This is a genomic window from Nonomuraea sp. NPDC049152 (assembly GCF_040648355.1).
GTDB lineage: Bacteria > Actinomycetota > Actinomycetes > Streptosporangiales > Streptosporangiaceae > Nonomuraea.
In genome coordinates, this window is the sequence record NZ_JBEZDO010000001.1 from 136,459 (window position 1) to 158,728 (window position 22,270).

The 22,270-nt window shown below is 70.6% G+C and carries 22 protein-coding genes; 2 read left to right on the forward strand and 20 right to left on the reverse strand.

Translation table 11 applies throughout. The features are described 5' to 3' along the window. The first annotated feature begins 173 nt into the window (after positions 1–173). Positions 174–1,712, forward strand: a complete 1,539-nt coding sequence (locus tag AB0B45_RS00660) for a bis-aminopropyl spermidine synthase family protein (protein ID WP_358123363.1) — start codon at positions 174–176, stop codon at positions 1,710–1,712. A 49-nt stretch (positions 1,713–1,761) separates the two neighbouring features. Here AB0B45_RS00660 and AB0B45_RS00665 read toward each other — a convergent pair whose 3' ends face one another. The 7 genes from AB0B45_RS00665 to AB0B45_RS00695 all read right to left on the reverse strand — a co-directional run bounded on the left by AB0B45_RS00665 (position 1,762) and on the right by AB0B45_RS00695 (position 7,142). Beyond that, on the reverse strand, positions 1,762–2,373 hold the full coding sequence (locus AB0B45_RS00665; RefSeq protein WP_358123365.1) for a hypothetical protein: 612 nt from the start codon (positions 2,371–2,373) through the stop codon (positions 1,762–1,764). 11 nt (positions 2,374–2,384) lie between these two features. Next, the gene (locus AB0B45_RS00670; protein WP_358123367.1) at positions 2,385–3,173 is read right to left on the reverse strand and encodes a hypothetical protein; all 789 of its coding nucleotides are present in this window, start codon (positions 3,171–3,173) and stop codon (positions 2,385–2,387) included. Continuing rightward, positions 3,170–3,877 carry a VIT1/CCC1 transporter family protein gene (locus AB0B45_RS00675; RefSeq protein ID WP_358123369.1) on the reverse strand — a complete coding sequence of 236 codons (708 nt, stop codon included), beginning with the start codon at positions 3,875–3,877 and terminating at the stop codon, positions 3,170–3,172. Before AB0B45_RS00675 ends, AB0B45_RS00670 begins: the two co-directional genes overlap by 4 nt. Continuing rightward, a complete protein-coding gene (gene lgt, locus AB0B45_RS00680; protein WP_358123371.1) occupies positions 3,877–4,869 on the reverse strand; it encodes a prolipoprotein diacylglyceryl transferase in 993 nt (330 codons plus the stop codon). The genes AB0B45_RS00675 and lgt overlap by 1 nt, the downstream gene beginning before the upstream one ends. 26 nt (positions 4,870–4,895) lie before the next feature. Then, positions 4,896–5,660: a thioredoxin domain-containing protein gene (locus AB0B45_RS00685; protein ID WP_358123373.1), complete on the reverse strand. Its 765-nt coding sequence runs from the start codon at positions 5,658–5,660 to the stop codon at positions 4,896–4,898. Then, complete coding sequence (locus AB0B45_RS00690; RefSeq protein WP_358123375.1) at positions 5,653–6,144, reverse strand: MauE/DoxX family redox-associated membrane protein; 492 nt, start codon at positions 6,142–6,144, stop codon at positions 5,653–5,655. The genes AB0B45_RS00685 and AB0B45_RS00690 overlap by 8 nt, the downstream gene beginning before the upstream one ends. Positions 6,145–6,266: 122 nt before the next feature. Further along, the gene (locus tag AB0B45_RS00695) at positions 6,267–7,142 is read right to left on the reverse strand and encodes an AraC family transcriptional regulator (protein ID WP_358123377.1); all 876 of its coding nucleotides are present in this window, start codon (positions 7,140–7,142) and stop codon (positions 6,267–6,269) included. Between the two features lie 85 nt (positions 7,143–7,227). Between AB0B45_RS00695 and AB0B45_RS00700 the strand changes: the two genes are divergently transcribed. Further along, positions 7,228–8,958, forward strand: a complete 1,731-nt coding sequence (locus tag AB0B45_RS00700) for a beta-galactosidase family protein (protein WP_358123379.1) — start codon at positions 7,228–7,230, stop codon at positions 8,956–8,958. Positions 8,959–9,040: 82 nt separating this feature from the next. Here the strand turns inward: AB0B45_RS00700 and AB0B45_RS00705 are convergent, their stop codons facing one another. The 13 genes from AB0B45_RS00705 to AB0B45_RS00765 form a co-directional block, all read right to left on the reverse strand. Further along, positions 9,041–12,796, reverse strand: a complete 3,756-nt coding sequence (locus AB0B45_RS00705) for an endo-alpha-N-acetylgalactosaminidase family protein (protein ID WP_358123381.1) — start codon at positions 12,794–12,796, stop codon at positions 9,041–9,043. Positions 12,797–12,831: 35 nt separating this feature from the next. Further along, positions 12,832–13,668: a carbohydrate ABC transporter permease gene (locus tag AB0B45_RS00710; RefSeq protein ID WP_358123383.1), complete on the reverse strand. Its 837-nt coding sequence runs from the start codon at positions 13,666–13,668 to the stop codon at positions 12,832–12,834. Beyond that, on the reverse strand, positions 13,665–14,606 hold the full coding sequence (locus AB0B45_RS00715) for a sugar ABC transporter permease (protein WP_358123385.1): 942 nt from the start codon (positions 14,604–14,606) through the stop codon (positions 13,665–13,667). The genes AB0B45_RS00710 and AB0B45_RS00715 overlap by 4 nt, the downstream gene beginning before the upstream one ends. 366 nt (positions 14,607–14,972) lie before the next feature. Beyond that, on the reverse strand, positions 14,973–16,310 hold the full coding sequence (locus AB0B45_RS00720) for a sugar ABC transporter substrate-binding protein (protein ID WP_358123387.1): 1,338 nt from the start codon (positions 16,308–16,310) through the stop codon (positions 14,973–14,975). 313 nt (positions 16,311–16,623) lie between these two features. After that, positions 16,624–17,421, reverse strand: a complete 798-nt coding sequence (gene trpA, locus AB0B45_RS00725) for a tryptophan synthase subunit alpha (RefSeq protein ID WP_358123389.1) — start codon at positions 17,419–17,421, stop codon at positions 16,624–16,626. A 1-nt stretch (position 17,422) separates the two neighbouring features. Further along, entirely contained in the window at positions 17,423–18,652 is a 1,230-nt protein-coding gene (gene trpB, locus AB0B45_RS00730) for a tryptophan synthase subunit beta (RefSeq protein WP_358123391.1), read from the reverse strand. Position 18,653: 1 nt separating this feature from the next. Then, positions 18,654–19,493, reverse strand: coding sequence for an indole-3-glycerol phosphate synthase TrpC (gene trpC, locus AB0B45_RS00735; RefSeq protein WP_358123393.1), 840 nt, complete (start codon positions 19,491–19,493; stop codon positions 18,654–18,656). 123 nt (positions 19,494–19,616) lie between these two features. Further along, entirely contained in the window at positions 19,617–20,030 is a 414-nt protein-coding gene (locus AB0B45_RS00740; RefSeq protein WP_358123395.1) for a DUF2752 domain-containing protein, read from the reverse strand. A 14-nt stretch (positions 20,031–20,044) separates the two neighbouring features. After that, on the reverse strand, positions 20,045–20,560 hold the full coding sequence (locus tag AB0B45_RS00745) for a DUF4190 domain-containing protein (protein ID WP_358123397.1): 516 nt from the start codon (positions 20,558–20,560) through the stop codon (positions 20,045–20,047). A 103-nt stretch (positions 20,561–20,663) separates the two neighbouring features. Further along, on the reverse strand, positions 20,664–20,864 hold the full coding sequence (locus AB0B45_RS00750; protein ID WP_358123399.1) for an HGxxPAAW family protein: 201 nt from the start codon (positions 20,862–20,864) through the stop codon (positions 20,664–20,666). Continuing rightward, the gene (locus tag AB0B45_RS00755; RefSeq protein ID WP_358123401.1) at positions 20,864–21,418 is read right to left on the reverse strand and encodes a Trp biosynthesis-associated membrane protein; all 555 of its coding nucleotides are present in this window, start codon (positions 21,416–21,418) and stop codon (positions 20,864–20,866) included. The genes AB0B45_RS00750 and AB0B45_RS00755 overlap by 1 nt, the downstream gene beginning before the upstream one ends. Then, entirely contained in the window at positions 21,415–21,756 is a 342-nt protein-coding gene (hisI, locus tag AB0B45_RS00760) for a phosphoribosyl-AMP cyclohydrolase (RefSeq protein ID WP_358123403.1), read from the reverse strand. Before hisI ends, AB0B45_RS00755 begins: the two co-directional genes overlap by 4 nt. Before the next feature lie 8 nt (positions 21,757–21,764). After that, positions 21,765–22,103 carry an STAS domain-containing protein gene (locus tag AB0B45_RS00765; protein ID WP_358124685.1) on the reverse strand — a complete coding sequence of 113 codons (339 nt, stop codon included), beginning with the start codon at positions 22,101–22,103 and terminating at the stop codon, positions 21,765–21,767. Between the last annotated feature and the right edge of the window lie 167 nt (positions 22,104–22,270).

Below are 22,270 nucleotides of genomic sequence, written 5' to 3' on the forward strand. Positions count from 1 at the left end.
ATAGTGCCCACCAGGTCCACATCGCGAACATTCACAAGATTCCGGTATACGGACCCTCTTGTCCCAACAACCGATATCTTTCCCCCATTCCCCGCCGCTGTCCGCCATCCCAGCGACACCTCGCGACGATCGCGGGACCGGCTCGCCCCGGCGGCCACGGCTAAGGTTGCCCCATGGAACGCGACGGCCTGGAGGCCCTGCTGGCGAGCGCGGGAATCGACGGCAGGCGGCTGCGCCACGCCCTCACGCTCGTCTGCGACACCCAGTGGTGGACGCTGGGCGACCTGGTCAGGGAGAGCGCCACGTCCAGGCGCTCGATCGAGGCCCTCCTTCGCGAGGTCAGACTCGAACGGCAGGGTGAGCGCTTCCGGGTTCCCCTCCTGCACACCCCCGACTACCAGGACCTGTTCGCGGTCAGCGAGCCGCCCGCCGACCCCGTCGGCCACCTGCTCCCCCACTACGAGCACGTGGTCAAGCGCATGAAGGACCTCATCAGGCAGGCCCCCGCCGCCAGGCAGGCGCTCGACCACGTCTCCGCCACCGCCGAGACCGTCGTCCGCCGCGCCCTCCTGCTCGGCGCCAGGTTCTGGCTGCCAGGGGCGCGCGTGCTGTGCGTCGGCGACCACGACCTGACCTCCCTGGCCGTCCGGCTGGTGCATCCCGAGTGCGAGGTGACGGTCGTCGACATCGACGAGCGCATCCTGGCCTACATCGACGCCCAGGACCTCGGCGTCTCGACGCGGTGGGCCGATCTGCGGCTCGGGCTGCCCGCGTCGGCGCGCGAGCACGACCTGGCCGTCACCGACCCGCCGTACACGCCGGAGGGGATCGGCCTGTTCGTCGCCCGCGCCGTCGAGGGGCTGAAGGACGAGGGCAGGGTCCTGCTGGCGTACGGGGCGAGCGAGCGCACGCCCATGCTGGCCCTCAAGGTGCAGCAGACGCTGTCCGCGCTCAACCTCACGTACGAGGCCGTCTATCCCGACTTCAACCGCTATTTCGGCGCGGAGGCGATCGGCTCGGCCGCCGACCTGTACATCCTGCGGCCCACCACCAAGACCCGCCCCGCCGTCGCGGCCCGCGTCGACAAGCTCGCCACCGCGATCTACACGCACGGCCCGCAGTCCATCGAATCCGCGCCCGCCGCGGGCACGCGGCCCGAGTCGGGGCCTGACTTCACGCCTGACCTGCTCGTCGGCGACTGGCCGAAGGACCTGCCCCAGCCACGCGCCAGGCTGGCCACCTGGCTGGCCAAGCCGCACGCGTCCGCGCCGTCGAAGGTGGCGATCGCGGTGCCCGCGGGGCTCGAGACGGCGCTTGCCCGCCTGCTGCTGGCCACCCGCGCCGCGCACGTCCGCGTCCACCTCGCCGAGCCGCCGGCGCGCGAGCTGCCCGCCGTCCCGGCCGTCTACGCGGTCACGGTCGACGGCTCCGTGCTCGACGCGGTACGGTTGCCGCCGCCCTCCGACGAGGCGGGCCTGGTGGTGCGCCGCATCCTCGACAACGCGCACGGGAAGCTGGCCAACACCTGGCGGGAGGGGCTCATCGCGGCCGCGGCGGCTCGCGGGCTCACGCTGACCAAGAACGACGCCCGCGCGCTCATCCGGATGTCCGCCCCGTGGGCGGAGTCGGTCACGGTGCTGGAAGCGCCGCTCCACCGCCTGGAGTCGCTGCCCACCGCCGTCGCCGCGACGCTGGCCTCGCTCCCCGACTGACCCCCTGGGCAGGCGCCGAGGCGAGATGGTCGGGTTCTGGTGGTCGGGGTCAGGTGGCGGCGATGACGCGGGCGGAGACGACAGTGCGGCCGAGGCCGTCCAGGGCGATCTGCGGGTGGGCCAGGTCGTGCCGTCCCGCGCCGACGGGACCGACCCAGCTCACCGTGACGAAGTGCCCGAGGGCCCGTGCCTGCGCCCTGCTGCGGGAGACGTCGAACTCGGCCGCCTGCCGTACGAAACCGCCGGTGCGCAGCGCGGACGTCAGCGCGTCGGCCGCGCGTCCGTCCGCGAGGTTGAAGATGAGGAACTGCCCCGCGACCGTGCCGTCGGAGCTGGTGTAGGAGGCGCGCAGCACCTGTGTGCAGCCCGGCGCTTCCACCCCCCAGAGCGCCTCCCCGCAGTCGGTCAGCAAGGCTGAGGACTGGCGCACCATGCTGACCCCGCCGGAGGTGAGCGTCGCTGTCGAAGGGCCGAGCACCTCGCCCTCGGTGAGCGGCGCGGGATCGAGCGCGGCGGTGTCGATGACCGCGTACTGCGCCGAGGTCGGCTCCCCCGCGAAGACCGCGGCCCGCGGCCCGCCACCGCGCAGGAACAGGAAGGCCGTGGCGGCGGCGAGCGCCACGAGGGCGACCAGGACGGGGATGAGAACGCGGCGAGGCATGGTGAACAAGCCTAGGAGGTGCCGGTCAGCGCCACGACCCGCTTGAAGAGCGGCTTCTCGGCGGCCCGCACGGTGAGGGCGAGGTTGGCGAAGTCGTCCTTGGGCGAGGGCTCGGCGCCGTCGGCGCGCGACAGCCACACCAGCGCGACGTAGTGGCCGAGCGCGTAGGCGCCGCCCTCGGTGTAGGCGTCGGCGGGGAAGGGAGTGAGCGGGCGCACCCAGCCGCCCCTGTACAGCGACTTCAGCGACTCGACCAGCCCGCCCGCCACCTTGGCGTCGTTGAGATTGAGCAGCGTGAACTGGGCGAGGTAGCGGCCGTCGGCGCTGGTGTAGGCGGCTCGCGCGGCCTGGGAGCAGCCCGCCTCGCCGACCTGGGCGACGAGCTGCTCACCCCAGAGCGCGGCCGCGCAGTCGGTGTCGACGATCTTCTGCCCCAGCTTGAGCGTGACCTTGTGCTCGCCGGTGAGCGTCTTGCTGGCGAAGAGCTCCTTGGCGGTGATGGGCTGGGCGTCCTTGGCGCGTTCGGCGATGGGCGCGAACACCTTGGGCGAGGCCCACCCCTCGAACTTCTCCGGCGGCAGCCCCTCGACGCTCAGCCCGGCGGCCTGCTGGGTGCCGGACCTGGCGTCGGAGCCCAGCGCGGCGATCACGGTGGTGAGCGTGACAGCCGCGATGAGCACGCCGGCGACGGAGGCGATGATCACCAGCAGGCGCTGCTGCTGCGGCTTCAGCCCCCAGTCGGTGAGGATGGGCAGGTTCCAGTCCGGCGGCGGCGTCCTTCGGCGTTTCCTGGTGCTCACAGCCCGCCTGTTCCTCCGATCAGGTTGCCGAGTCCGAAGGTCAGCCCCGCGGCCACGACGCCGACGCCGAGCTGGCGCAGGCCCGAGTACCACCAGCTGCGCGCGGTGACGGTGGAGACCAGCGCCCCCGCGCCGAACAGCGCCAGACAGGACAGCACCGCCGACAGCCACAGGCTCGTGACGCCGAGCAGATACGGCAGCAGCGGCAGGACCGCGCCCACGCTGAAGGACAGGAACGAGGACACCGCCGCGATCTTCGGCGAGGGCAGGTCCGCGGGAGTGACTCCCAGCTCGGCCCGCGCGTGCACCTCCAGCGCCCGGCTCGGGTCGCGGGAGATCTGCCTGGCGACCTCCGCGGCCAGCGCGGGGTCGACGCCCTTGTCGATGTAGCCCTGGGCGAGCTCTTCCTGCTCGGCCTCGGGATGCCGCGCGATCTCCCGCCGCTCGACGTCGATCTCGGCGAGGGCCAGCTCGCGCTGACTGGCCACGGAGACGTACTCGCCTCCGGCCATGGAGAACGCGCCCGCGGCAAGCCCCGCGATGCCGGCGAGCGCGATCACCTTGGTGTCGTCGGTGCCGCCCGCGACACCGGCGATGAGCGCGAAGTTGGACACCAGCCCGTCCATCGCGCCGAAGACCGATGGCCGCAGCCACCCGCCGTTGACGTCGCGATGTTCGTGATGGATCTCCGCGCGCCCGCTCATCAGGACTTCTTTTCCTCCGGTACGGCCTGCGTCTCGCCGTCCCCTTCCCCGTCAGGGGCGTGGTCATCCTTGTCGCCCTCGGCGGCCTCCTCGTCGTCCGCGGAGTCCGCCGGCGACTCGGCGGCGGGAGGTTCGCCGCCGGTTTCGGCCGAGGGCGCGACGACGATCTCCTCGCTGTCCTTGTTCCTGGTCACCCAGAAGTAGACCAGCGCCCCGATGAACAACACGATCGCGGTCCACTGGTTGATCCGCAGGCCGAGGAAGTGGACGGCGTGGTCGACGCCGCCGACGGGGTCGACGCGCAGCCCCTCGATCCAGAACCTGCCGAGGGTGTAGCCGGCCACGTAGAGCGCGAACAGCCTGCCATGGTGCAGCGCGAACCGCTTGCCCACCCAGATCAGCACGAAGCCGAGCACGAGGTTCCACAGCGACTCGTACAGGAAGGTCGGGTGGTACAGCCCCGTGTAGCCGTCGATCGTGCCCGCCTTGCCAGGCTCGATCTCCAGGCCCCACGGCAGCGTCGTGGGGCTGCCGAACAGCTCCTGGTTGAAGTAGTTGCCCCACCTGCCGATGGCCTGGGCGAAGGCGATGCCGGGCGCGACGGTGTCGGCCACCGCGCTCAGCGACAGGCCCCTCTTACGGCAGGCCAGCCACACGCCGACGCCGCCGAGCGCGATCGCCCCCCAGATGCCGAGGCCACCGTTCCAGATGAACAGCGCCTCGTACGGCTCGTTGGGCGCCCGGTCACCGAAGTAGAGCTGCCAGTCGGTGATGACGTGGTAGAGACGGCCACCGATCAGGCCGAAGATCACCGCGGGAACGGCGATGTCGACGATCGTGCCGGGCGTCCCGCCACGAGCCCGCCAGCGGCGCTCGCTGATCCAGACCGCGACGATGACACCCAGGACGATGCACAGCGCGTAGGCCCTGATCGGGATCGGGCCGAGGTACCAGACCCCCTGGGAGGGACTGGGAATCGAGGCAAGGGGCATGTCAGTGGAGAGTAGCGGACCCGCGGCTACTTGGCGGCATCGAGAACGGCCTTGCGCAGCTCGGTCGGCACGAAGGCGGTGTTCTGGTCCATGTCCTTGCCGTTGAGCTTGACCGTCGGCGTGCCCTGCAGACTGATGGCGGCGATGGTCTTGTCACTGGCGGCGACGTAGGCCTGGGCGTGCTTCTGCGAGGTCACGCAGGTGGCGAAGTCGGGGGCGGTGACCCCGGCCTCCTCACCCAGCTCGACCAGCTGCTCGGTGCTGAAGCCCTCGGCGGTCTCCTCGGGCTGGTTCGCGAAGAGCTTGTCGTGGTAGGCCACCCACTGCTTCCCGTCGGTGACGCAGCGGGCCGCAGCGCCCGCGCGCACGGAGTTGCCCCTGGTGATGCCCTTGTTCATCTGCGCAGGGAAGATCGTGAGCGGGTGGTAGACGACCTTGGCCTTGCCCTCGGCGGCGAGGTTCTTGAACGTCGTGCCGCTGGTCTCCTCCAGTTGCTTGCAGGCGGGGCACTGGAAGTCCTCGTAGATGTCGATGACGGGGGCGGTGACGCCCGCGTTGGCCATCGCCACCGTGCCGTCGCTCTGGATCGTGACGGGGGCCAGGCTCGCGCCCGCGGACTCCGACGTGCTCTGGTTGGCCGCGAACAGCCAGCCCGCGGCGATCGCCCCGACGGCGACCACCCCGACGGTGACGTAGGTGGCGACGCGCTTGCGCTGCTCCTGCTTCTTCTCGGACTCGCGCTGGGCCTTGATCCTGTCCCGCACGGACTGTTGCCGCTGGGCCTTACTCATCCTCGTCCCCTTCGAAATCATCGGTGTCGCCGCCACGCCTCCCCGCCAGCCCCAGGGCGGCGTCCAGGGCGAGGCGCCCCGGCGGGAAGCGGACGGTCCATACGGCCAGCAGCACCAGGCCGAAGTCGCGGACGATGTCGAGCAGATAGCTCGGCTCCTCCCACGACTTGAGCTCGCCGCCGCCGCCGAAGCAGCCGCAGTCGATCCGCAGCCCGTTGGCCCACGCCCATGCGATGCCGAGGACGAAGGCCAGCATGAGCAGCCCGCCCGCGACCGCGGCCGCCCGGGTGAGCAGGCCGACCACCAGCAGCACGCCGACGACGATCTCCACGATGGGCAGGCCGTAACCCACGGTCTCGGCGAGCGCGTCAGGCAGCAACCGGTAGGCCTTGACCGCCAGGACGGAGTTGTGAATGCTGCCGATCTTCAACCCTCCGGCGACGATCAGCACTCCGCCCAGTACCAGCCGGGCCAAGGTCGTCACCCAGGGTACCGTCACGTTAGCGGTGCGTAGCCGTTGCGACGCGGTCACATGCCTCTCCTATGTAGTCGCATCTGAAATGCGCACAGTACCTGGATGCCATCTGATCACGTGCTGGATAAGACTCAACTAAGGTCGGCGGCCACCAGGCCGCCGTGTTGTTGTGCGCGGAACTCGCTCGGCGGCAGGCCCGCCCTGCGGGTGAAGATCCGGGTGAAGTAGGCGGGATCGTCGTATCCGACCCGCCTGGCGATCGCGGCGATCGGCAGCTCCGAACCGGCCAGCAGGTCCTTGGCCCTGGTGAGCCTGATCGACAGCAGGTAGTCCTTGGGGCTGCAGCCCGCCAGGCGGCGCACGACCACGCGCAGGTCGCCGACCGTCATCCCGAGCCGTTTGGCGTGCTCGGCGACGGAGATGGGCAGGCAGGCGTCTCTGGCCAGGCCCTCCAGCACGGGGTCGCCCGCCGCGTCCTCGTCGGCCCTGGCGTGTCGCAGCGCGACGAGGACCTCGTGGACCAGCGCGGAGGTCTCGACCTCCAGGTAGGGGCTGCCCCTGCGGATGGCCTGCGCGATGCGGCCGATGGCGTGCGCGGCGGGATCGGCGGTGGTCAGCGGGGTGACGGGCGTGGCGGCGTCGACGAAGCCGAGGTCCTGGTAGGCGGTGGCCGCGGGTCCTGTGAAGTCGACGAACCACTCGACCCAGCCGGTGTCGTGCGGGGCATAGTGGTGCTTGACGCCCGGCAGCAGCCAGAGGACCGAGGGGGCGATGACCTCGACGGGCAGGCCGCCGGCGTGTGAGAACCAGCCCTTGCCCTGGGTGACGACGACGGCGACGTGGTGGTCGAGCGCGCGGGGGCCGACGGTGGGCAGCCGGCCCTCGAGATGGCCGACGCCGAGACAGACGAGGCCCAGCCTGCGGTGAGCGGGGCCTGGGGTGAGGTAGTGCATCCACCGCCGGAAGTCTTCGGCCATCCGCTCGCCCCTTCCGTCCAACAACTTCACCAGCTTTGTCCATGGCCCCTGAGCTGGGGATTCGGCAAGCTGCTACGCGCGGAATCCTATCTCAAGGGGCAACATGCGACATTTCATGATAAACGGGGGCGCTTTCCTGCTGGACGGTGAGGAGTTCAGGGTGCTGTCAGGGGCCCTGCACTACTTCCGGGTCCTCCCCGAGCAGTGGAGCCACCGGCTGAGGATGCTGAGGGCCATGGGTCTCAACACGGTGGAGACCTATGTGCCGTGGGATCTCCACGAGCCCCGCAAGGGAGAGTTCCGCAGGCTGGAGGAGCTGGCCGCCTTCCTCGACGCCGCGGCGGACGAGGGCCTGCTGGCCATCGTCAGGCCCGGCCCCTACATCTGCGCGGAGTGGGACAACGGCGGCCTGCCGTCGTGGCTGACCGCCGAGCTCGGCCCGAGGGTGCGCACCCGCGACGCCGAATACCTGTCCCACGTCGAGCGCTACTTCGACGAGGTCGTCCCGCTGATCGCCGACCGGCAGGTCACCAGAGGCGGAAACGTGATCATGGTGCAGGTCGAGAACGAGTACGGCTCCTACGGCAGCGACGCGGTCTACCTGCGCCACCTGGCCGACGACCTGATCGCGCACGGCGTCGACGTGCCCCTGTTCACCTCCGACGGCGCCGACGACTTCTACCTCACCGGCGGCACCGTCCCCGGCGTGCTGGCGACCGTGAACTTCGGCTCGGGACCCGAGGCGGCCTTCGCCAAGCTGCGCGAGCACCGCCCCGACGATCCGCTGATGTGCATGGAGTTCTGGTGCGGGTGGTTCGACCACTGGGGACACGGGCACGTGACCCGCGACGCCGCCGACGCGGCCGACTGCCTGGAGCGGATCCTGGCCGCGGGCGCGTCCGTGAACCTGTACATGGCGCACGGCGGCACCAACTTCGGCACCACCGCGGGCGCCAACAGGGTCGGCGAGCTGGCCGACGGCGAGTACCGGCCCACGACCACCTCCTACGACTACGACGCCCCGATCGACGAGCGCGGCGCGCCGACGGAGAAGTTCTGGCGCTTCCGCGAGATCCTTTCCCGCTACAACCCCTCGCCGCCCGACGTCCCCGCGGTCCCCCCTTCGCTCCCGCCCGCGGTGGTGCCGCTGGTGAAGTCCGTACCGCTGCGCGACGTCCTCGACCAGGTGGCGGGGCCCTCGGTGACCTCTCCCCTGCCGCCGTCGTTCGAGGATCTCGGCCTGGTCCACGGCCTGGCGCTGTACCAGGTGGAGGTGCCGGGGCCGCGCAGGCCGTACCGGCTGCGGGTAGGCGGCGTGCACGACAGGGCCCACCTGTACGTGGACGGCGAGCTGGCGGCGGTGCTGGAGCGCGGGGGCGAGGAGCCGGTGCTGGAGGTGCCGGGACCCGCCAGCCTGGAGCTGCTGGTCGAGTCGATGGGCAGGACCAACTACGGGCCCGCGCTCGGCGAGCGGAAGGGGCTGATGGCGCCGCTCATGCACGACAGGCAGTACCTGCACGGCGTGACGGCCAGGCCGATCCCGCTGCGGGAGTTGCCCGCGCTGCCGTACGAGGAGGGGCTGGGCGCGCGGGTGCCCGCGTTCTTCCGCGGCAGCCTGGAGGTGGCCGCGCCCGCCGACGGCTTCCTCGCGCTGCCAGGGTGGGGCAAGGGGTACGTGTGGGTGAACGGCTTCCTGCTCGGCCGCTACTGGGACAGGGGCCCGCAGCGCACGCTGTACGTGCCGTGGCCGCTGCTGAGGGCGGGCGCGAACGAGGTGGTGATCCTGGAGCTCGACCACGCGGGCTCGGCCGCACTCGACCTCCTCTCCGAGCCCGACCTGGGCTGACCGCGGCGACCGTCCGGCCGCGCGGAGACGGCGAACGGCCCCGGAGGCGCGCCTCCGGGGCCGTTCGTGTCACAGGAGAGGGTCAGCGGCAGGAGAGCCTGGCGTCGCCCCAGTCGGCGTGGTCGTTGCCGTTGCCGTCGCCGCCGTCGGCGACGCGGAGCTGGACGTTCTTGGCGCCGGCGAGGTCGGCCGTCAGCTCGTAGGCGGCGTCGGCGGCCTTGAGCACCGGGCTCTGCGCCACCACCCTGCCGTCGGCCACGACGGAGAACTGCACCGAGCCGCGCGTGGCCTGCACGTCGTCGACGCCGACCGAGGCGGTCAGGGCAGTACACCGCGCGCCGAGGAAGTAGGTGATCGAGGCGGGGGCGTGCGTGCCCAGGCCCTTGGCGAAGGACTTGCCGCCGATCGTGATCGGCCTGCCGTCGCCCTGACCCTGCTCGCCGTTGGACTGGTCGCGCTCGACGGGCCCCCAGCCGTTGGCGGCCGAGGTCCAGTCGATGTCGCTGACGAACACGTCGCTGGTGGGCGGCGGCGGCATCGTCCGTACGGCCGCGCCCGCCTCCAGCGTCTTGGTCACCCCGCCCACCTCATAGGTGAGCGTGGCCTTCAGCTGGTAGGGCTGGTAGGGCGCGTCGACGGGCGGCGTCACCTTCCACGCGGTGGACAGCTGCTGCCCCGGCTCGACAGAGGCGGCGGCGCCCTGGCCCGTGACCGTCCAACCCTGCGGGGCGGTCAGCCGTACCGAGACGTTGCGCGCGGCCGCGTCCTCCAGGTTGGCGAACACGGTCGTCACGTCGTTGGGCAGTCCCGGCTCCAGCGTCTCGGCCGCGGGCCGCACCGCCAGCGAGGCGCAGGCGAGCTGGTCCTGGGCGGGTCCGAGGTCGGTGACGGAGAAGTCGTCGAGGACGAAGTCGGCGCCGTCCCTTTCGGCCTGCAGCGAGCGCAGGCCCACCCAGACGTCGCCGCAGCCCGCGACGACCCGCTCGGTGAACGTGGCCGTGGTCAACTTCTGCTCCAGCGGGGTCTGGCGCAGCTCGACCGTCTGGCCCGCCTTGTCGTAGCCGCTCACCCAGGCGAAGGTGTTCGGCAGCGCGTTCTGGTAGCGGAAGGACACCTCGTAGGCGTGTCCAGGCTCGAACCTGGTGGTCCACGGCACGGTCCTGTAGACCAGGCCCCTGCGCTCCTCGTGCGCCTTCAGCGACTCCTCGCCGCCGATGACGTCGTCGACGGCCTTGCCGTTCCATCCGGCCTGGGTGTAGGGGGCGTGCTTCTGGGCGATGTGGGTGCGCGGGTCGGTGCTGCCGCCCGCGTCGCCCTTCACGAACGGGCCCCAGCCCTGGTCGACGTGCTCGAAGTCCTCGACCTGGCCGGTGGGCTCGGTCCGCACCAGCCGTACGTCGTCGACGCGCACGGCGGCCTCGCCCGCCTCGGCGGTGACGCGCACGGTCGCCTTGTCCTTGGGCGCGGTGAAGACCACCTTGACCCGCTGGAAGTGGGTGTCGTGCTTCTCGTCCGCCGCGACCTGGTTCTTCACCGTCGAGCGGTCGAGGAAGGCCGAGACGTTCAGCTTGCGGGCACCGTCCACGGTCAGCGTGGTGCGCCGCGACCTGCCCGGCTCGACCTCGATCCAGGCCGAGAGGCTGTAGGTGGCGCCGGGGGTCAGGCCCTTGAGCCGCTGCCCCAGCTCGGCCCGCTGACCGGCGCCGAGCAGCGCGACCCGCTGTCCCGTGGCGGTGGTCTCGACGCTGACCGTGCCGCTGGTCTCCCACGCGTCCGTCGCCTCGCCGTTGAAGCCGGGGTCGGCGACGCCGCCGCCCTCACCCCACTGCGGCCTGCCCTGCTTGGGCGCCTTGCCGGGGTAGAGCACGTACGGCACGCCCGCCTCCGCCTGCAGCGTGATCTTCCCGTCGACCGGGACGACGGTGCCGGCCTCCACCCTGCCCTGGGTGGTGAGCTTGTAGACGCGCATCTTCGTGGCGGCGTCCCACGTGGTCGCCCCGCCTGCCGGGTTGTAGTGGTAGTACCTGCCCTCCCATGGGATCAGGTACGTGCCGCCGTCGATCACCTTGGCGTCGCCCGCGTAGACCTCGCGCTTGCCGTTGACGACCGTGCCGCGCACGCCGTCGCCGAAGACGATGCCGTCGGCGTTCCAGTCCATGATCGGGAAGTGCTGGAGGTACTTGGCGGGGAGGTTGTTCTCCCAGATGTTGCGGTAGAAGGTGGCCCAGTCGATCTCGCCGGTCCAGCCCTCGAACTCCTCGATGCGGGCGTTGCCGAGGATGGGGTGACTGTTCCAGACGTCCTTCTCCTGGTTGCGGATGAAGCGGATGATCTGGGAGTTGAGCCCCTTGTTGGTGGCGCCGCCGTAGCCGAGGTCACTGGCCCAGTGCGACCACAGCGAGGCGCGCTCCAGCTTGTCGGCCCACTCGCTGGCGACCTGCCAGCCCTGCTCGCGCAGCTCGGCGAGCGTGCGGTCGGCGACCCAGCCGTGGGTGTAGTAGACGTCGAGGTAGAGCAGCGCGAGGTTGCGGTCGGTCTCCTCGCGCAGCTGCTTGAACCGCTTGGCCAGGTTGCCGGTGGCCAGGTCGGTGCGCTGGTCTATGTAGTACGACTGGCCGAGCCAGTCCCAGCCCCTGGCGTTCTTGTTGACGAGGGTCTCGTCGAACGCCTTCGCCTCGGCGTAGGCCTCGGTGGCGTTGACGTGGACGCCGAAGGCGGCGTTCCAGTCCTTGCCCGCGCGCAGCAGCGTGTTGAGGTCCTTCAGCCCGCCCGCGCGCTTGTTGTAGTTGCCGCCGTAGTCGGGGTGGGCCGAGTCGTGGCCCTCCGACTGGTAGCCCTTGAGGATGGCCAGCTGGCCGAGCCCGTCGGTGGCCAGCGAGATGCGCTTGACGTCGTCGAGCGTGCGCAGGAACGGATGGGTGGCCTGGCTGGCGAAGTTGAAGGGGATGTGGATCGCCACGCGGTCGCGGGTCTGGTCGGCGCCGATCGGCTTGAGGCCGATTCGCCGGAAGGCGATCGCGCCGTCCTGCCAGTCCACGCCGCCGTCGCCGTTGGCGTCGGGCGTGACGACGACCTTGGCCCACGGCAGCTCCTCGGTGTACGGCGCGCCGGAGGCCCGGTAGGTCCACTGGCCGCTCCACACCCCGACCGCGACCCTGCCCGCCGCGTCCTTGCGGGCCTGGTGCCAGAACCTGGCCGCGTCCGTGTTGGTGGCGCCCGAGGGCTGGTCGAAGCTGGAGTTCGACTCGATCGCCGCCGCGAGCTCGCCGGTGTTGACGATCGCGTAGGTCGCTCCCACTGGTGCCGCCTCCGCCGGGGTGGCGGCGGTGACCTGGGCGAACCTGTCGGCGGTGCGGGTGGAGTCGGGGTCCAGCCTGGTGAAGGCGGTGGCGGCGCCCGCCTGGTCGCTGGCCACCGACACCAGGTCGTGGCCTGGAATGTCGATCGTGCCGACCCTGAAGGCCTCGGTGTCCTTGACCGCGTCGATCCTGAACGTGGTGGTCGTGCCGTCCAGCGCGATGCTGGCCTCCAGCTCCACGCCGGGCAGCGCGTCGAAGGTCAGCCGGTATCCGGCCTTGGCCGCGTCGCTTCCCGTGGAGACGCCCTTGACCGGGTACGGCTTGCCGTTCAGCACCACGGCGGTGACCGGAGCGCCGGACCCGCCGAGCCTGGCCCCGCCAGGCGCGGTGTAGCTCAGCACGCGGGGGAAGTCGGCCGCCACGGCCACGGTGAGCTCGGACGAGGTGAGAGTGATCGCCTCCTCGGCGGCGGCCGAGGGGGAGAGAGCTAATCCTGACAGCGTGAGGCCGCCTGCGAGGGCAGCCGAAAGCAGACGCATGGGCATCGCTCCTGCGTTGAAGGGGGGTTGAGGGGTCAGAGCTTGACGCCACCTGCGGCGAGGTCGGCCTTCCAGAACCGCTGCAGGCCGATGAAGGCGAGGATGACGGGGATGACGGACACGAACGCGCCGGTGACGACCATGTCGCGGTAGAAGCCGTAGCGCAGGCTGTTCCACTTGACCAGGCCGAGCGTGATCGGCCAGAGCGACTCGTCGTTCAGCACGATCATCGGGAGGAAGAAGTTGTTCCAGATCGCGACGAACTGGAACAGGAAGAGCGTGACCAGGGCGGGCGCCATCAGCCGGACGGCGACGGTGAAGAAGATGCGCAGCTCGCCCGCGCCGTCCAGCCGCCCCGCCTCCAGCAGCTCGCCGGGTACCGCCGCGTCGGCGTAGACCCTGGCGAGGTAGACGCCGAACGGGCTGACCATGCTCGGCAGCAGCACGCCCCACATGGTGTTGAGCAGCCCGATCTGGGTGAGCAGGAGGTAGAGCGGCAGGCCGAGCAGCGGGATCGGGACCAGCACCGCGAACATGATCGTGGCGAAGACGGCGCCGCGCCCCCTGAAGGGGTACTTCGACAGCGCGTAGCCCGCCATCGCCGAGACCGCGGTCGCGCCGAGCGCGCCGCCGACGGAGTAGACGACCGTGTTCAGCAGCCAGCGCGGATAGACGCCGCCGTCCTGCTCCATCAGCCTGCCCAGGTTGGTCCCGAGGTTGATGTCGCCGAACCACAGCGCGGGCGTGTCGAACAGGTCGCCGCCCGACTTGGTGGCCGAGACCAGCAGCCACCAGATCGGCAGCAGGATGTAGACCGCGACCAGGAACATGAACGCGGTGGTCAGCGTGCGGGAGCGCACGGTGGGCTTCATCGGTTCACTCCTCGGGCGGTCAGCCAGGCCGAAAGGCGGATGAACAGGTAGGACAGACCGGCCGCGATCACCGCGAGCGTGAGCGCGATGGCCGTGCCCTGGCCGTAGTCGTTGTTGTCGAGGGCGACCTGCAGCGACCTCATCAGCGGCGTGTAGTCCTTGCCGACCGAGGGGGTGATCCTGCTGATCACCATCGGCTCGTTGAACAGCTGGAGGGTGCCGATGATCGAGAAGACGCCGGTGAGGACCAGCGAAGGACGCACCAGCGGCACCTTGACGTACCAGGCGGTCTTCCAGCCGCCCGCGCCGTCGAGCTCGGCCGCCTCGTACAGCGAGCTGGGGATCGACTGCAGCGCCGCGTAGATGACCAGCATGTTGAAGCCGACCCACGTCCAGGTGACGATGTTGGCCATCGACCACAGCACCAGGTCGTCCGACAGCAGGTCGAAGGGCAGCAGGTCGGCCAGCGGGGAGATGTCGGGGGTGTACAGGAACGACCAGACGATGGCGGCGATCACGCCGGGCACCGCGTAGGGCAGGAAGTAGGTCAGGCGGAACAGGCGCTTGAACCTGGCGCTCGCGCTGTCGAGCAGGAGGGCGAGTACCAGGGCGAGGCCCAGCATGATCGGCACCTGGACGACGCCGAACAGCAGCAGCCTGCCGACGCCCTTGACGAAGCCGCCGTCGGCGAAGACGGCGGTGAAGTTGTCCAGCCCCGAGAAGACCCGCTCGGGCGTGCCGAACCCGAGCCCCGAGCGCTTCACCCGGTAGAAGCTCTCGTTGATCGCGTAGCCGATCGGGACCAGGAAGAAGACGACGAACAGCACCGCGAACGGCAGGAGGAAGACGAACGCCGCCCTGTTGCTGGTCGGCCTGCCCCTCCTCTGGCGCGGTGGGGCGGCGCGGGTCTCTTCGGCTTCGAGCTGGATTGTTGCCATCGGTCCTCCACGTCACCGTCCGGCGGGGACGGCGACGTTCACACGGTCGGAGATGCGGAGTTCGTGCACATTCGAGGTCCCGGGGTCCCGGGCTTACCGGGTCCGGCGTCCGGAGGTCCTCAGGGTCCGGCCGGGCTCCGGATGTCGCCCGTTCCGAGAGCCTCAAGGCGTCCGGGGGTGCCGCGACTCCCGAGGTTCTTGAGGGTTCCGGGCGTAGGGGTTACTGCGCTACCGGGGTCCTCGTGGCCCGGGATCCTGAGGTACCGGTTCCGAAGGTCCTGAGGTTTTCCGGGGGTCCCAAGAGACTCGAAGTTCCGCGGGTCCCAAGGGGCTCGGGTCCGGGGATTCTGGGGTGAGGGTGGAGGGTCAGGGGGTGACGGTGAGGCCCTTCGCCTTCAGGGAGGCGACCGCCTTCTCCTGGATGGTCGTGAGCGCCGAGCCCAGCGTGCCGCCCTTCCCGTTGGCCGCCTTCGCGAACTCCTCGCCGAAGACCGCGTTCACCGCCGGCATCGTCGGCCCCCACCCGAAGTCCGGGTTGACGTTCTTGCCGGCCTCGGCGAACGTCTGGAAGACCTTCTGGCCGCCGTAGAAGGGCCGGCCCGCGTTCATGTTCGGCAGCGAGCCGCCGTCCACGGTCACGGGGAACAGGCCGCCCTTGGCGATCAGGTCGTTGAAGGCGGTGGCGTCGGTCGACATCCAGGCGGCGAAGTCGACCGCCTCCTTGACGTGCGCGCACCCCTTCAGCACCGCGTTCGGCGAGCCGCCCGAGTTGCCGACGGCGGGGCTGGCCGCGTCCCACACCGGCATCGGCGCGACCGCCCACTTGCCCGTGGTCTTGGGAACGGAGTCCTCGAGCACCTTGGACATCCAGACCGCGCTGACGACCGTGGCGCTCTTGCCGTCGGTGTAGTTCTTCCACATCGCGTCCGACCAGCCGGGCAGCACATCGACGACCTTCTTGTCGATCAGGCCCTGCCAGTAGTCGGCGACCTTGACCGTGGCGGGGTCGTTCATCCTGACCTGCCAGGCGTCGCCCTCGATGCCGAACCACTTGGCGCCGGCCTGCTGGGCGTAGCCGGCGAACAGGTACATGTCGTCGGGGGTGAAGGTGGTGATGGACACCTCGGGGTCGGCCTTGCGCAGCTTCTCGCCCGCGGCGGCGAACTCGTCCCAGGTCTTCGGCACCTCGATGCCGTGCTTGTCGAAGATGTCCTTGCGGTAGAACAGGCCCATCGGTCCCGAGTCGACGGGGACGCCGAACTGCTTGCCGCCGAAGGTGACCGTCTTCAGCGTCCACGGCTGGAATTTGGCGTTGTACGGCTGCGCCTGGGCGGTGATGTCCTCGAGCGCGCCCTCGACCAGGAAGCTGGGCAGCGTTTCCGCGCCGACCTGCGCCAGGCACGGCGCGTTGCCCGCCTTCACGGCGGCGAGCATGCGCTGGTAGCCGCCCTGCGAGCCCGGCTGCGTCTGGGTGAACGTCACCTGGACGTCGGGGTGGGCGGCGTTCCACGCCTTGGTGGCATCCTCGTAGCCCGGCGCCCAGCCCCAGAACTCCAGCGTCACGGGCCCGCTCGCGGCGGCCGTCGACGCGGCGGCGGAGGGCGCCGCCGAGCTCGTGGGTCCCGCCTGCCCGCCGCATGCGGCCACCAGCGACACACAGACCAGCGCTCCGGTGGCGCCCAGGATCGTCCTTGACTTGCCCATCGTCTTTCCCTCCAGGCCACGCGGGTGCAGAGCCCGCGTCCGATGCCCGTAACCTTGGCCCGCGTGCCGAGCAGGGGCCATGGACAAACGATGAGCAGCCCTTGCACTTACGTGCTCACAGGGCGGCGATACCGCACAGAAACAGAATCGCGGCTGTCCTGTTACGACAGCCGCGTTGATTCTGTGACGTGTGCCGGAGGTACGGCGGTCGCCTTCACGTCGGGACGCCCAGCCGGAGTCGGCTGGAGTGGCGTGATGGACGGGCGCTCGCCGGTGACCTGGGTTGCCTCGGCGGGCGCTTGCCGTACGGGAGCTAGCGGGAGGAGACGCCGGCGCGCAGCTCGCCCGCCAGCAGGCGCACCTCGGCCAGGCCCGCGGCCAGGTCGGGCGCGTCCAGCAGGCGGCGGATGAACGCCGACCCCACGATGACGCCGTCGGCGTAGCCGGCGACCTCGGCCGCCTGGCCCCCCGTGCCCACGCCCAGACCCACGCAGACCGGCAGCGAGGTGTGCGCCCTCGTGCGGGCCACCAGGTCCTCGGCGGCCACGTTCACGGTCTCCCTGGCGCCCGTGACGCCCATCAGCGAGGCCGCGTACACGAACCCCGTGCAGCACTCGACGACGGCCCGGATGCGCTCCTCCGTCGAGCTGGGAGCCACCAGGAACACCGTGTCGATGCCCGCCTCGGCCGACGCGGCCCGCCATGGGCCCGCCTCCTCCGGGGTCAGGTCGGGCGTGATCGTGCCCACGCCGCCCGCGTTGGCCAGGTCGCGGGCGAAGCGCTCGGCGCCGTAGCGGTCGATCGGGTTCCAGTAGGTCATGACCAGCGTCGCCGCGCCGGTCTTCGCCACGCCCTCGACCGTGCGCAGCACGTCGGCGATGCGGGTGCCGTTGACCAGCGACCGGTGGACGGCGTCCTGGATGGTCGGCCCATCCATGAGCGGGTCGGAGTACGGCAGGCCGATCTCGATGACGTCACAGCCCGACTCGACCATGGCGGTGGCGGCCTCGATCGCGCCTTCCTTGGTCGGGAACCCGGCGGGCAGGTAGCCGACGAGCGCCGCCCTGTTGTCGGCCTTGGCCTTGGCGAACACCGTCTGAAGAGTCGTCATCTCACAGCCCAAAGTACTTCATGGCGGTGCCCATGTCCTTGTCACCGCGGCCGGACAGGTTGACCAGGATCGTAGCGACGGGGCCGAGCTCGCGCCCGAGCTTCAGCGCGCCTGCCAGGGCGTGGGAGGACTCGATGGCGGGGATGATGCCCTCCGTCCTGGACAGCAGGGCGAAGGCGTCCATGGCCTCGGCGTCGGTGATGCCGTGGTAGCTGGCCCTGCCGCTGTCCTTGAGCCACGCGTGCTCGGGGCCGACGCCCGGGTAGTCGAGCCCCGCCGAGATGGAGTGCGACTCGATGGTCTGGCCCTCGTCGTCCTGCAGCACGTAGGTGCGCGAGCCGTGGAGCACGCCGACCGAGCCCGCGGTGAGCGTGAGCGCGTGCTCGCCGGTCTCCAGGCCCCTGCCCGCGGCCTCGTAGCCGTGCAGGGCGACGTCCTGGTCCTCGAGGAAGGCGTGGAAGATGCCGATGGCGTTGCTTCCGCCGCCGACCGCGGCGCAGATCGCGTCGGGCAGCTTGCCGGTCAGCTCCATCATCTGGCGGCGGGCCTCGACGCCGATGATGCGGGCGAAGTCGCGGACGATCTCGGGGAACGGGTGCGGGCCGGCGATCGTGCCGAACAGGTAGTGGGTGGTGTCGACGTTGGTCACCCAGTCGCGGAAGGCCTCGTTGATGGCGTCCTTCAGCGTCTGGCTCCCGTTGGTGACGGGCACGACCGTGGCGCCGAGCAGCTTCATCCTGGCGACGTTGAGCGCCTGGCGCTCGCAGTCGACGGCGCCCATGTAGATCACGCACTCCAGGCCCATGAGCGCGGCGGCGGTGGCCGTGGCCACGCCGTGCTGGCCCGCACCGGTCTCGGCGATCACGCGGCGCTTGCCGAGGCGCTTGGTGAGCAGCGCCTGGCCCAGCACATTGTTGATCTTGTGGGCGCCGGTGTGGGTGAGGTCCTCACGCTTGAGCACCATCCTGGCGCCGCCCGCGTGCTCGGCGAAGCGCGGCACCTCGGTCAGCGTCGTGGGACGGCCCGCGTAGGTGCGCAGCAGGTGGTCGAACTCGGCGACGAACGCCGGGTCGGCCTTGGCCTCGGCGTAGACGGAGGCGACCTGGTCGAGGGCGGGGATCAGCGCCTCGGGGACGAACCTGCCGCCGAAGATGCCGAACTTGCCGCTGCTGTCGGGGTCGTCGCCGCGGGCTCCGTTGCCAGCCAGGTCGGCGGCGGTGAGGACAGTCATCTCATCCCTCTGATCCGTGGTCGGGTCGAGTCGCGGGGTGGGCTCCAGCCGTGACCAGGGCCTCCACCGCCTTGCGTGGGTCCTTGCCGGTCACCAGGCTCTCGCCGACCAGGACGGCGTCAGCCCCCGCCCGCGCGTACGCTAGCAGGTCGTGCGGGCCGCGAACCCCCGACTCGGCGATCTTGATGATGCCGTCGGGAATCTTGGGTGCGAGCTTGGTGAAGACGTCGCGGTCCACTTCCAGGGTCTTGAGGTTGCGCGCGTTCACCCCGATGATCCTGGCGCCGGCCGCGACCGCCCGCTCGACCTCCTCCTCGGTGTGGACCTCGACGAGAGGGGTCAGCCCGATCGACTCGGCCCGCTCGATCAGCGAGACGAGCGCCGGCTGCTCCAGCGAGACCACCATGAGCAGGGCCAGGTCGGCGCCGTGGGCACGCGCCTCCCACAGCTGGTAGGAGGTGACGATGAAGTCCTTGCGCAGGATCGGGATGTCGACCCTCGATCGAACCGCGGCTAGGTCCTCCAGGCTGCCGCCGAAGCGGCGCCGCTCGGTCAGGACGCTGATGACGTGGGCGCCGCCCTCTTCGTAGTCGGCGGCGAGCGCCGCGGGGTCGGCGATGGCGGCCAGCGCGCCCTTGGACGGGCTCGACCGCTTGACCTCTGCGATGACCGAGACCTTGTCGCCGCCGAGCGCCGCGTAGGCGTCTCTCGGCGCGGGGGCACGCCTGGCGCGCTCCTTCAGCTCATCGAGCGACACCGCCGCCTGCCGTTCGGCCAGATCTGCTCGCACGCCGGCCAGGATGTCGTCGAGAACGGTCCCGCTCAGGCTCCGCTCGTTCACGCGATCAAGGTCCCTCCGGTCGACAGTGGTGGGGGCGACGAGGAGTTCGCGTCGGCGTCCGCTCCCCATCTTGTCCTGCGATGGTATCGGCCGCTCCGGGCTCGCCTCGCCACAGCCCCCCTGCTACGGGGCGAGAAAAGCACCGAAAGGCAGGTTGCGGACGACCCAGAAGACCAGGACGAGCGCCAGGAGCGCCCAGATAAGGGCGGGCCGCGGAGCGCTCGGCCGCCATGGCCGCCCGCGCCACTCGCCCGCCAGCCACCTGATCCAGAGATAGGCGACGACCGGCACGGCGAGGACCAGCAGCGGGTTGAGCTTCAGCGCGGCCACCGGGTCGAGGTGGGCCAGGGCGTGGGTGGCCCTCAGCGCGCCGCAACCCGGGCAGTACCATCCGGTGAGCGCTAAGAACGGACAGGTCGGATAGTGGCCCGACTCGTTGGGATCGACCACCCCCACATAGGCGAAAGCCGCCCCCGCCGCGAGGGCGACGCCCAGCGGTGCGAGAACGGCTTTCCTGCCGCGCGTGTCGGTGACCACGCTGCCAACGATACCTAGTAGGACGAGCTCACACTGGCCGCGTAGCCGAGGAAGCCGATCCAGATGACCAGGAAGATCACCCAGCCCGCGAGGCCGACGTAGGACAGGATCAGGCCCGCCAGGGCCATGCCCCTGCCCTCCTCGCCGGTCTTCTTGATCTGACCGAGGGAGATGTGGCCGAGGATCGCGCCGACGATGGAGGCCACACCGCAGGTCACCAGGCCCACGATGCCGCTGATGAGGGCGGCGATCGCCATGCCGTTGGTCTTGTTCGGCTGCGGAGCGCCGTAGCCGCCATAGGGGTCGTAGCCACCACCGGGAGGAGGCGGGTAGCCGCCGGGAGGCTGCGAGCCGTAGCCACCCGATCCATAACCACCCGAACCCTGGCCGGCGCCGTAACCGCCCGAACCCTGACCGCCTGGCGGCGGACCGTAACCGCCGGAGCCCTGACCACCAGCCGGAGGGCCGTAACCACCCCCGGGCGGCTGTTCGCCGTAGCCCCCGCTACCGCCCTGGTTTCCGTAGCTCATACCGACGACTCCTCATGAATAGCGAATTGCCCGCAGAGCTTAGCGAGAAGCTGTCTTCCACGTGGGGAAGCGGCCGCATTGTGGGCCATTTGTAACCCTGTGGTCAGGCGTGCTGCTTGCCGAGCCCCACCATCTGCATGACCTTGCCGATCGCGGCACCCCCTGCCATCAGGCCGAGCCCTCCATAGAAGCCTAGTCCCGAGCCCAGTACCAGGCCGAGCCCTCCCGCGAACGATCCGATCAGGATGATCGTCACCGCGGTCCACGCGGCGGGGGTGTTGCCGTGGTCGTGCCTGGCGGTCATCAGCGCTCCTCGGTCGGGTCGTCTCCCCTGTCGATCGCTTCCCACAGCGACTTGTCGTCGCGTGGGCCCGCGGCCGATCCCGGGCGATCGTAGCGGCCCGACATGCCCGCCCACCCGGTGGCGCGCAGTACGGCGAGCACGCCGCCCGCGATCAGCAGCGCCCCGCCCGCCGCCGCCAGGTACGGCCAGACGGTGTGCGCGATCGCCGTGACGCTCTGGGTCGCCGCCCCGACGGGGTTGCGCCGGGCGGCCAGCTCCCGCGCGGCCGAGTCCGCGACGCCCTGCCACGACAGCAGCGCGATGCCGGCCCCGCACAGCGCCAGCACGCCGCCGACGATCCTGCGCCACACGCCCCTGGTCGCGAACAACGCCACCACCGCCGCCAGCGCGGCCAGGGCAAGCGGCTGTACGGCCGGCGCCAGCTCGCCGCCCGCCAGCTCGACGGGCGCGGCGGCGCCGTACCTGACAGAGGTCCAGACGCGGCCCGCGGCCAGCGACGACAGGCCCACGCCCAGCGCGCACAGCAGCAGCCAGCCGCCCAGCTCGCGTTTCACGACAGGGGCAGCTGGTCGGCGTCGAAGCAGGTGCGGTCGCCGGTGTGGCAGGCGGCGCCCACCTGGTCGACCTTGAGCAGGACGGTGTCGCCGTCGCAGTCGAGCGCCACGGACTTGACGTGCTGGACGTGGCCCGAGGTGTCGCCCTTGACCCAGTAGGCGGAGCGGCTGCGCGACCAGTAGGTGGCCCTGCCCGTGGTCAGCGTGCGATGCAGCGCCTCGTCGTCCATCCAGGCGAGCATGAGGACCTCGCCGGTGTCGTACTGCTGGACGATGGCGGGCACCAGCCCGTCAGGAGTGCGCTTGAGTCGCGAGGCGACCTTCGGGTCGAGGGACATGCGGCCATTCAACCAGTCAGGGGAAGCGATGCCGCTGCTGGGACCGAGTCGAAGACCCTGAACAGATCCGTGAGGTTCATCCTGCCGAGCTTGCGCAGCGCCGGGCACCCCGCCGAGGCGACGAGGGCCAGGTCACCCCCTTCGTCGTAGAGCTCGGCCACCAGCCTGACCAGCAGCCCGAGGCCCGTGGTGTCGGTGAAGGCCACGCCGGTGACGTCGACGACCAGCCGGGGCCCGTAGGCGGTCACCGCGGCCCGCAGGAAGGCGGCCACCTGGGCCACGTTGTCGAAGTCGATCTCTCCGTGGAGGCGGACGACCAGGTGAGTGCCGTGTCGCCGCTGAGTCATCTCGAGCACACCAGCCATATGCACCCTCCCGCGCCAAGGCGACGCTACCGCGCCTTGGTTACTATCGGTGATTTTTCCGCGACAGAGTGCGTCAATGGGCGGGAAGGAAGCCCGTTGTGGGCTTTAAGGTCGGGCCGTTTCCACGGCCTCATGCCTGCCGTCCCGAT